Genomic DNA, 11,112 nt, shown 5'->3' on the forward strand with positions numbered 1-11,112 from the left:
CCACTGTTCGTCCATTTCCGCGCAGACGATGACGTCACTGCCCGGCTGTATGCGCGAGGTTACCGACTGCGGCCTGAGTTTTTTAAATGGCGGAAAATCGTGTTGAGGCCAACGCCCATAATGCGGGCGGTTGCCCGGCATCCAACGCCATTCATGGCCATATCAATGATTTTCTGGTGCGTACCGGGTTGAGAAGCGGTGTAAGTGAACTGCAGTTGCCATGTTTTACGGCAGTGAGAGCAGAGATAGCGCTGATGTCCGGCAGTGCTTTTGCCGTTACGCACCACCCCGTCAGTAGCTGAACAGGAGGGACAGCTGATAGAAACAGAAGCCACTGGAGCACCTCAAAAACACCATCATACACTAAATCAGTAAGTTGGCAGCATCACCGGCATTTGCTACTCCGATTGTGACGTTATCATTTTTAATTACCACACCGGAAGCATGGGTGATGCCACTGGGCGATTTGCACCACGGTTTTCCGTACTTGTCCGGAGCCGGGCGTCTGGTGTTGAAAGACACATTAATGCTGGCGGGAGCGGTGATGATCATCGCAGATTCATCGCGATCAATTATTAAGCAAAAGTATTGAATTTTTAACGTTGTACCCTCTGTAAGAAAGTAAGCCTCTATAGTTCGATTCGGTAATTACCGGGCCAGCAGGATGCTGGCCTTTTTTCTGCCCTAAGGTAAATTTATTTTACAGGTGAAATATAATTATTCACTTTTTCACAATAACTAGTCGGAGCTATATTCCTGGTTAATGATATAGTGCCGTAAGCATTTTCTCTTCTTCTTGCGATAGCACGCCAGTCCGCATACTGCGTGGTCCTTCCATCAAAACCCATTCATTTCCCTCTATTTTTTTCTGTGTAGTTCTTGCTATTTGTTATCTCAAAATGACATCTCAAAAAATTTTATTATTCTCTTTTGTTATAGTTAGCCAACAACTTCATGTGGTTTTAGGCATGGCTTCAGCTAGAATTAACTTTGATTAAATGTTTTTACGTATCAATAAATGGCTAAAGATAGTTAAAAACTTAATTTTTAACCAACTGTTCGACATGGAATCCACTATGGTAATTAAGCACCAGGGGTGGATGCTGATCTCGCGTTTTGTGAGTAACCAAAAGCGAGACATATCTTAAATATGGAAATAAGGGTTTTAGAATGAGCTTTGGATTAGCAAAGGACAACAAGTTTGAAATCATCGCTACCCTTCGTGAAGAGTTGCACAAGAAAACGAAACTTGAAGTTTTATGTGAAAACCATAGTGTTATCACGCAGTTAGAGAAGATTGATTTCGAGCGGTTTGTCATCTCCGGACACGAAGACATTGTTCCTGAAAAGGTCCAGTACTTTATCCTGCACAGTGAAAGTGGGATTGTAAAATTTAGTGCCAGATTCGAACAAACCTTATCAGCAGGTGCACAAGCAGGATTATCCTACTTCATCCCGGATATGATTTTCTTTGCCCAGCAGCGACAAAATCAGCGTTTTTCCTTCCTGAAGGGTTACGACTTTTTCTGTTTTGGTCGTTACAAAAACGGAGAAAACTACTCTCTGAAGATTAAAAACATCTCGCAGGGCGGTTGTGCATTAATTGTTAAAGATGTGAACTCCCGTTTTCTCTATAAAGATGCGGTGATTAAAAATGCCGCGCTGGATTTTGATACGTTTGGCAGTTTACAGCTGGATTTGAAAGTGATCGATGTCGTCATGATCAATGAATTTGATGAGGATAATCAATTGTATGCCTGTCATCAGATTTCATGTGAGTTCGATTTTAAAAATCGTCGTGAAGAGGCAGAGGTCGAGAAGATTATTATTAAATTTTTAATGAGTAACAAGATTTGATGCTGATAAGGAGCGATGAACAGGATGTTGATGTGTGGCAGTGATAATTTTGTGGGCAACGGTTTGTTCGCCTACCTGACAAGCAAACATGTACCGATACAAACATTCCAGTTTGAGGATATGTTGCATCAGTCATCATTATGCCAGCATCAAACCATGGTTTTTAATATCATTGATAACGAACAACCATGTTCAGCTATCGTGCAGTTTTTGAATAAAAACCGCTTCAAGTTTTATAATAATGTCGTGGTAATTATTGCTGATAGTTTGGTGGCGAAATTATGTGTAGAGTTATTATATGTTGAAAAAACGATAGTTTTGACGGAGAAATCTTCACTGCGCGATTTCGGTCAACTGGCGTCGTTAACGGCCGGGAAATGGAATCCCCGGCTGTATCGTTCACAGAAAAGATTAACCGAGAGAGAGCAGCAGATTCTGAATTTATTGGTAAACGGATATACCGCCAGAGAAATTTCAGAGTTAGTCAGCCTGAATTATAAAACTATCCAGGCGCATAAAATGAGGGTCGTCACCAAGCTGGGACTGACCAATACCTCGGAATTAAATAAATTAATTGTCAGATTTACCCATCGTATGTCTTTTTTACCCTAACCTGGCCATTCTATTCTGATGTAACACACCTAATAGTAGATACAATTCGGGAGTGATATTGACTGGTTTTTAATTTTTATGATTTGTTGAGGGAGATATGAATGTTTAATTCTAGTGAGGTGTTAACCGCGCTTGAAAAGGCATTGAATACCAGTCAGCTTTATATGGTTTATCAACCAATTTTTAATTTGCGTAATCAGCGTATTAGCGGGTTTGAAGCATTAATGCGTTGGAATAGCCCCCAGATGGGGATGATCTCTCCCGATGTTTTTATTACCTTGCTGGAAGACAGCGGCAATATTATGTCAATTGAAGATATGGTTACCCACACTCCCTGGGATGTGGCAACCCGTTGGCCAGAGCCCCTTGTATTGTCCGTCAATATTTCCGCGCTTGAGTTCTGCGATCCGCTGTTACCCCAACGCGTCAGAAAAAATCTTACTGTATGTGGTCTCCCGCCCCATCGATGCCAGATAGAGGTCACGGAAACGTCGCCGCTGTGCGACAGTCAGGTCGCGGCTAAAAATATGACGGAGCTGAAGGCGATAGGGGTCAAAATTGCCCTTGATGATTTTGGAACCGGCCACGCCAATCTTAACTATCTGTTGAAATATCCTTTTGATACCTTAAAAATTGATAAGGAATTTATCGCCGGCATTGAACCCGATACCCGCTCAACAAAGATTGTCGAGGGTATAATTTCACTGGCGCACAATTTTGGTATTGAAGTTCTTGCTGAAGGGGTGGAAACCCAGTCCGAACTGGACCGGCTGATGCAGATTGGTTGTGACAAAATTCAAGGCTTTTTCATTTCTCCCCCAGTGTTAGCAGAAGAGATCCCGTTACTCCTGACGCAGTATAATCCTTAATCTTCTCCCTCTCTGTTGTTCCCCTGAACCTCGATTGTTTCGCGTTGCCAGAGGGCCGCTCCCGCGCTTTCTCCGCCAGTCCGTAGGCCTGATACGTTAAGCGCATCAGGTTGCTTTGTATCCGTGACAGGCCAAAAAAAGCCCCCTGTTAAACAGAGGGCTAGCGAGTTTATGTCAGCTTAGAACGATTTCTTAAAGCCAATTGATGCATTAACCGGCGCTTCAACCTGCGACTTACTGCCACCGTTACTAAATTGCGTACCCAGTTCTCCGTAAACCTGCAGGTTTCTGTCGATAGACCATGACAGACCGGCTGCAACTTCAGTGCTGGAGTACTGTTGTGAAGACTCAAGCGTGGTGGTGGCTACCGCATTGCTAAAGTGCGTTTTGTCTTTTGAACCCAGACCCTGCCAGACGTTGACCCTGCCGTAAGGCTGGAATTTGCCATGGTTGGTGTCATAGTCAGCGACCAGACGCACGCCCAGACGGGCGGTAAAGGAATCCGCGGTATCCATTTTCACTTTCGTTTGGGTCACACCATCAAGCCGCCCGTTATCAAAGTCGCTGTATTGATAGATCAACTGAGCCTGAGGTTCCAGACTCCATGCGCTGGCGCCTAAACGGAACGATTTACCCACTTCTGTTGACGCCGTCAGCGTGTTGCCTCTGACGGTATACGAGCCGTTGTTACCGGTCGCCGCCAGGCGGGATTTATGGTTACCGTATTGCAGGACGTTATCAACATACATCCCGTCGCCCGAGAACCAGGTGGCGTAGCCGCCGACATAAAACGCGTTGTCGTCGATGTTGCCGCCTTTGCCGTCGCTGCCTGTCTTCGTGCCTTTCACGTTGCTGTCGATATCAAGAATGCTGGTATACATCCCGGCTTTCCAGCTTTCGTTGGCATACATATCGACGCCAACCTGAATCCCCATGGTGTGGGAGCTGGTTTGCGTTCCAGCCGCATCATCCAGTTTGGTTTTACCGGAGTAGCCAATCATTCTTGCCCAGGCGCGATTGTCTTCATCAATACCTGGTTTAACCTCGTCACCCATACGCTGGTGCATGTTGCCTAACAGGCTGATGTCGCCCTGACGAACGACGCTGGCGAGACCAGAATACAGCATAGTTTCTGGACGATATTCGCTTCTCAGATACCAGTTTTCACCCTGACCCTGAGCGTTACCCGCATGCAGTTGATACTCAAATGCGCCTGCTGCCATACGATCGGCGGCAAGATGGAAGGCGTCTCGTGACGTTTGTGCCGTAGTGGTTGCGCCATTGAGCGCGGTTACCACTTCGATACCATCACCAATAGTTGGTGCGCCGAGACCAGAACCATCGACATCCAATAGCGTACTACCGCTGGCTTTACCGCCATCGATAATCAGACGGTCGGCAATGCCTGCGCCGCTGCCATTTTGTGTGGCCGCCATGTTGATAGTCCCTTTTTCGCCGGTGTAATCCCCTTTGACGGTTAACGTTGTGCCAGTCTGCTGGCCGATGAGTGAAACATCGCCGCCGTTGCTCAGTCCCGCTACCGTCTGGTTGTAACCTTGCGTGTTGAGGGTAGTGTCAGCGACAACGTAGTGGTGTGATGCGCTACTCAGAGTGTTGGTATTACCCGCCTGCAGTACACCGTTGGCAATCAGTGTTGCGCCGCTGTAGCTGTTTTCACCATGCAACTCCGTAACACCGCTGCCGGTTTGATGCAGTTGGCCTTCGCCGCTGATATTACCGGTCAGCGCCAGGGTATCGCCACGATTGACGTTGAGTACGCCTTTATCAACGATATCCCCCTGAATGCTGCCGATATCACCGCCGTTACCCAGCTGTAAAACGCCTTGCTCGATGGTGGTGCCACCGGTGTAGGTGTTATCCAGCGTCAGGGTGAGGGAGCCTTTACCGGTTTTGGTCAACTGACCGTTACCTTCGACTTCCGTCAGCAGAGAAACGTTATGTCCGTTGGTGTCGAATGTCCCGCCGCCGGATTCCAGAGTCACCTGACGAGCGGTATCAAACGCTTCACCATATTTCAGCGTACCACCATTAAAGGTAATTCCCGTCTCTGGTGCGCCAAGGTTGGTATCACCCGCCACCTGCAGCGTACCTGAGGTGATGGTGGTTCCACCGCTGTAGGTGTTGTCACCAGTGAGGATGAGCGTACCGAGGTCGCCTTTATTCAGGCCGCCAGTGCCGCGGATCACGCTGTCGATAGTCGCGGTGTAGTTAGCGCCGTCTACTGTGCCATCGCCGACGCGAATCAGCGTATTAGCCGTATCGGTGGTAATGGCTTCACCGCCCACGCGATAACCATCGGTGGCGCACTGTGCGCCACTGATGATGACGTCGCCTTTGCTGTTATCGACGGTTACGTTGCCCGCTTCACCCTGGAAGACGGCGAACGCGGCATCGGTAAACGGTGCATTCAGCGCGCCTTCTGGCGTTGATTCATCCGTTGTCCAGTTGTCATTACCCTGGCTGGATTGCCAGATACCGTCGCCGCCGTTGATGACGCCGTTGTTTTTCAGCTCGCCATTCTCACCGCCGGTGCCGTCCCAGAAACGTAGCGTCAGCCCGGCATGGTTGACCAGGTTAACCTGGTTTTTAACCGAGGTTTGTACGTACAGGCTGTCCGCAGCTTCCGGCGCGTCGGCAATGTCCATCACATTGTTGGTTAATGTGCCGGTGTAGTTGATGACGCGGTAAACACCAACGTCAAAGCTTCCGCCTGGAGAGGTCTGGATATTGAGCTTACCGTCGAGCGTCAGATCGCCATTGACATCAATCAGGTCATTGAAGGCTCCGCCTGGGGTATAGGCCTGACCAAACTGATAATCAAGCTGTGCGTTATCGCTGAGCGTCAGTGAACCGGTAGTCAGTTTACCCACGCTGTTGATGGCCGCACCCGCGGTAATATGGCCGTCATCCAGTACATCAACAGCGCCGCCGATAATGCCGTTCCCGCCGAGCGTTGCCCCAGATTTCACCGTCACCTGACCGGTCGCGGCAGACTGATTACCGTTGACCAGCAGTACGCCTTCATTGACGTCCGTGGTGCCGGTCCAGGTGTTATCGCCGGTCAGCGTTAACGTGCCGTCACCGATTTTCACCAGGCTGCCGTCGTTGCCGCTGATAATGCCGCTGATGGTGTCATCAAGATGCAGATTACCCAGCGACAATTCTTTATTGCCCAGTTCGACATTCCCCGCGCCGGACAACGAGCCGATAGATGTAGCGCTGTCGACTGCGCTGATATCGACCTTGCCGCCCGCCAGGTTTTTAACGACGGTATTCTCTGCTAACGCCTGGTCCGCAAAGGTCATCAGTCCGCTGTTATTCACGCTAGCAGAACCACCGCTGGCGTTTTCTTCCAGCGCCAACGTACTGTCTTTTGACACGTTAACCGTCGCCTCGCCCGCGGTGGCGTTATCGGTTAACAGCGCTTTCGCTGTGCCCGTCAGGTTCAGTTTTGCGCTCGCGGCGGTGACGTTATCCGCCAGCGTTAACAGGCTGTCGGCGATGTTCATGGTCAGGGATTTCAGGCTGGTCTCTGTTCCGCTGACATTGAGCGTCGCCCCGTTATTGACGTTCACGGTGCTGCTTTCATTGCTACCAAAGGCTCCGGTTTTGCTGACGTTGACCGTCACATTGTTGGCATTTCCGGTACCGGCAATTTCTGTGTCGCCTTTATAGCTGTTCGCGCGATTGAGCGACAGGGTACTACCCGCATCGCTTGAGCTGCTGGTGACTTTCAGTTTACCGTCGCCGGTAATCTCACCTGTTGGCGTGAAATCATGTGAATTGAGGTCAAACACCGCCGCGTTATCATTCGCGCCCAGCACAATGGTGCGATTGCTGGTCAGGTCCGCACCCATCTGCAGCGTGGAGCCGTTGTTGATAGCCAGGTCGGTTCCGCTCTGACCGAGGTTGCTGTCGGCGGAAATCTGCAACGTACCGCCATCAATGCGTGTGCCGCCGCGATACGCGTTATCACCGCTGAGGATTAGACGGCCAAGGTCGGTTTTCACCAGCGTCAGCTTGTCAGTCGTGCTGGCTTCGCGGATGACGGACTCAATGGTCGCGGTATAGTTTTGCCCCGCGCCACCCGCGCCAACGCGCAGCAGCAGTTCACCGGTTCCCGGCGTCTGGCCGGCGTGGGTCGCGTTTTCCGTGGTGGCATAAGCGTTAAGTGCGTCGCCTTTAACGACATAGCCATCGGCGTCAAACTGTGCCCCGGAGAAGTTAACTTCTCCTGCGGCGTTATCCACGGTAACGGTGCCACCTTTGGTGGTGAAGACGGCAAAGGACTTCTGCGCCCAAGGTGCGTTACCTTCGCCCGTTGCCGTGGTCCAGTTGTTATCACCCTGACTGCCGATCGCCATCCATTTGCCATCGCCACCGTCAATTTTGCTGTCGCCCTCAATGCCCGACGCGCCGTGGCTCTGACTTACCGTCGCCCCGTCCCAGAATTGCAGGGTAACGCCGTTGGCGTTCACCAGGTTGACCTGTTTGTCGATAGAGGTCTGGACAAAAATATTGCTCTTATCCTGACTGTCCGGTATTGCGCCCAGCTCCAGCGTCTGGTTATCCAGCGTACCGCCGTAATTATAGATACGGTACACGCCCGGTCCGAAGTTACCGCCTTGCGAAGTGGTAACATCCAGGGTCCCGTCCAGTTGCAGATCGCCTGCCACGTTCACCAGATCGTTTAGCGCACCGCCTGGCGTAAAGGCCTGCCCCAGTTCGAAAGCGGAGGTCGTTTTGCTGCCAAGCTGCAGATTACCGTTAACAGATAGCGTACCCGCACCGCCGTCACCGGCGCTGATGGTTGTGGCATCGTTCATCAGCACGTTGCCGCCGATAATGCCCTTACCGCCAAGTGTGGACGTACCGCTGACGGTGGTGACGCCGCGCGCCGCGCTTTGATCGCCATTCACCAGCAACGTGCCGTTGGTAACGGTGGTGTTGCCGGTATAGGTATTGTTACCGTTCAGACGGGTAATGCCGCCGCCGATTTGCTGTAGCGCGCCGATACCGGAGATCACACCGTTGAGCAGCACGGTGTTGGCGCGATTAATCGCCAATACGCCGTTGTCGATGATGTCAGAGACGGCGCTCACTTCGCCTTCATTTCCACCGTCACCTAACTGCAGCGTACCGGTTTGATCAATGGTGGTAGAGCCGGTGTAGCTATTGTTGGCGGTAAATACCGTGGTACCGCCCGCCGCACGTTCAAATTTCCCGTCGCCGCTGATGATACCGCGATAGATCTGTGCTGTTGAGGTATCCCCCTGAGTATCGAAGATAACCTTGCTGTCTGCGCCCTGGGTGGTGACATTGTAATCGCCAATGCTTGCGGCAGTGCTGGTTGGTTCGACGTGGTCGCCGGTACGCAGCGTGGCGCCATTGTTTACAGCAAGGGTTTCGCTCGCCAGATTCAGGTTTTCAACGATGCGTACATCTGCATTTGACCCGCTGATGGTCAGTGAATCCCAGCCAGTGCCAATGTTGGTACCGGTATTCAGGTTGTCGCTAGCCAGCGTACCAATCTTCGCACCTTTTGTATCAGTGAAGGTGAGGGCGTTGCCCGTTCCCGCTGCGGTAAGGATGTGGCGCGTTTTATCCAGCGTCACATTGCCAATGTTGGCTTTATTGTTACCGCCAGTACCCGCGAAATTCACTTCGCCAGCATAAGAGCCGCTACGCCAGTTGAAGGTATCCGTACCTTCACCGGTGTTGATTACGCCGCTGGTCACACCGCCGCTGATATCGATGGTGTCATTGCCTTTACCAGACTGAACTGCCACGGCCGAGTCGTTGATGGCCTGCAGGGTTCCCGTGTTGGTAATGGCTTTACTGCTGTCGCCGCTGGCGTCTATTACTGGTGAGGTGGTGCTGGCAGAGATAATCTTGCCGCTGTTGGTCAATGCGCTAACGTTTTTCGCGATGATTGCTGAGCCACCTGCGCTGTCATGCACGTTGATGTCGGCATTGGTGGTGATACGACCGTCCGTATTGGCGCGAATACCGCTGCCTTCGCTGTTTAGTACCTCAATGGTATAGCCTTTGCCGATGGTTAGATTGCCCGTCACCGCGTCGCCATTACGTTGTTCAAAGGCGAAGCCGGTACCTTTACCGTTGACGTTGAGGATGTTGTTCAGCCCATCGTTCATGGTCAGCGCCACGCTGGTGCGGATCCCTGGGCCATCGTTGGAGTCGATGGTGACATCACGCAGCGTGATATTGGTGTTGTTGGCATCGTTTTGAATACCGGCACCGGTACCATCAGCGCGGATCATCACGCTTTGCGCGGCCAGAGCGCCAGCGCCTTCGGCCAGGCGAATACCGTCCGCGGAGCCATCGGTGGTAATGCTGTCGCCAGTCATACCGTTAATCAGCAGGCTTGCCCCTTGGGTCAACAGAACGCCAGCGGTGCCATCATCAACCTGAATTTTGCCCAGCTTATTAATCTGCGCGCTGGAGCCTGAGGCGCGTACGCCGATGCCGTTGCTGACATGCAGGGCGAGGGAGGAGTTATTGGTTAAGCTACTGTAGATTCAATCTGTCAATGCAACACCCCTTTCAATTATCTCTTTCGGTGTTTTGAACTTCAGTGTCTTTCTCGGTCTGTTGTTTAGCTGAGCAGCAACCAGATCTAGTTCATGTTGAGTATATTGGGCAAGACATGTCTTTTTAGGAAAGTACTGCCGAATTAGCCCATTTGTGTTCTCATTTGTTCCCCGCTGCCAAGGACTCTGAGGATCGCAGAAGTAAACTTTAACGCCGGTGCTGACAGTAAATTCTAGATGTCTGGCCAGTTCCATTCCTCTGTCCCATGTCAGTGATTTTCTGAGTTCTGACGGTAAACTCAGGAATTTGTCGGTAAGAGCCTGATTTACTGAGACAGAATCTTTGCCCCTGAGTCTAAGGATGATCGTATAACGTGATTTTCGGTCTACAAGTGTGACTATATGAGAGTTTTTTGTACCTGAGACTAAATCGCCCTCCCAATGCCCCAGAGAGCGTCTGTTATCGATATTTCGGGAACGTTCGTGAATTGGTGTTCCGTTCACTATGTTAATCGTACCTCTTTCGCCTTTGCGGGTATGACGCCTGCCATGGCGAAGGCTATGCGACCGTCGCAGATGCTGTATATTCAGGTGGTGTAGCGCTTCACGGCTACGAAAGTACAGCGTTTTATAAATTGTCTCAGGTGATATTCGCAGCGTTTTTTGACGTGGTTTTGTTCGCCTTAACCATCCTGATATTTGCTCTGGAGACCATTTCATCTCCAGCTTTTCCAGAACAAGCTTTCGCAATGGTAAATTTTGATCCAGTAAGCACGGTTTTGGCCTTTTCGCCATTCTGTTGGCTCGGTTATTAGCATCAACAGCTTTGTAATAGCGTCTGCCCCGATTACGCTGAACTTCACGTGAGATCGTCGAAGGACTGCGATTCAGCGCAGTAGCTATCGCACGAATGCTCATTTTGGCTGACAAACCAGCTCGTATCTCCTCGCGCTCAGACAGTGTCAGGTGAGCTACAGCCCGCTTACGCTCATGGGGTTTTATGCCGCCAGTATCCCTTAACATAGTGAAGATCGTTCCGGGTTTTGAACCCAGGATATTCGCTATTTCACTGAAGCCTGTTCCGTTCTTCCATAGTTCAAAAACAGAGGCTTTTTCCTCTGCTGTAAATGTTCGTCTCATTCAAAAAACCTCCGCAACCCCATGTTTTCACATAACTGTTGCGTTGACCAATTGAATCTACA

General features: G+C 50.6%; 5 protein-coding genes and 2 pseudogenes. 4 read left to right on the forward strand and 3 right to left on the reverse strand.

Annotation, left to right across the window (positions count from 1 at the left end):
- A pseudogene (locus OGV38_RS08625) lies at positions 1–335 on the reverse strand (IS1-like element IS1B family transposase); the annotation flags it as partial.
- Positions 336–391: 56 nt separating this feature from the next.
- Here OGV38_RS08625 and OGV38_RS08630 point away from each other — a divergent pair.
- The 4 genes and pseudogenes from OGV38_RS08630 to OGV38_RS08645 all read left to right on the forward strand — a co-directional run.
- Positions 392–592 (forward strand): annotated as a pseudogene (locus OGV38_RS08630) (DUF417 family protein); the annotation flags it as partial.
- Positions 593–1,170: 578 nt separating this feature from the next.
- Positions 1,171–1,857 (forward strand): flagellar brake protein, encoded by a 687-nt coding sequence (locus OGV38_RS08635; protein WP_016152158.1) that lies wholly within the window; start codon positions 1,171–1,173, stop codon positions 1,855–1,857.
- Positions 1,858–1,881: 24 nt separating this feature from the next.
- Positions 1,882–2,469, forward strand: coding sequence for a helix-turn-helix domain-containing protein (locus OGV38_RS08640; RefSeq protein ID WP_046275132.1), 588 nt, complete (start codon positions 1,882–1,884; stop codon positions 2,467–2,469).
- A 101-nt stretch (positions 2,470–2,570) separates the two neighbouring features.
- On the forward strand, positions 2,571–3,338 hold the full coding sequence (locus tag OGV38_RS08645; RefSeq protein WP_016152160.1) for a putative bifunctional diguanylate cyclase/phosphodiesterase: 768 nt from the start codon (positions 2,571–2,573) through the stop codon (positions 3,336–3,338).
- A gap of 179 nt (positions 3,339–3,517) precedes the next feature.
- Here OGV38_RS08645 and OGV38_RS08650 read toward each other — a convergent pair whose 3' ends face one another.
- Positions 3,518–9,760, reverse strand: a complete 6,243-nt coding sequence (locus OGV38_RS08650; RefSeq protein ID WP_286473181.1) for an autotransporter outer membrane beta-barrel domain-containing protein — start codon at positions 9,758–9,760, stop codon at positions 3,518–3,520.
- Between the two features lie 138 nt (positions 9,761–9,898).
- Positions 9,899–11,050, reverse strand: a complete 1,152-nt coding sequence (locus OGV38_RS08655) for an IS30-like element IS30 family transposase (RefSeq protein WP_286473067.1) — start codon at positions 11,048–11,050, stop codon at positions 9,899–9,901.
- Positions 11,051–11,112: the final 62 nt, after the last annotated feature.

Source organism: Citrobacter sp. Cb080 (genome assembly GCF_030334745.1).
Lineage (GTDB): Bacteria > Pseudomonadota > Gammaproteobacteria > Enterobacterales > Enterobacteriaceae > Citrobacter > Citrobacter braakii.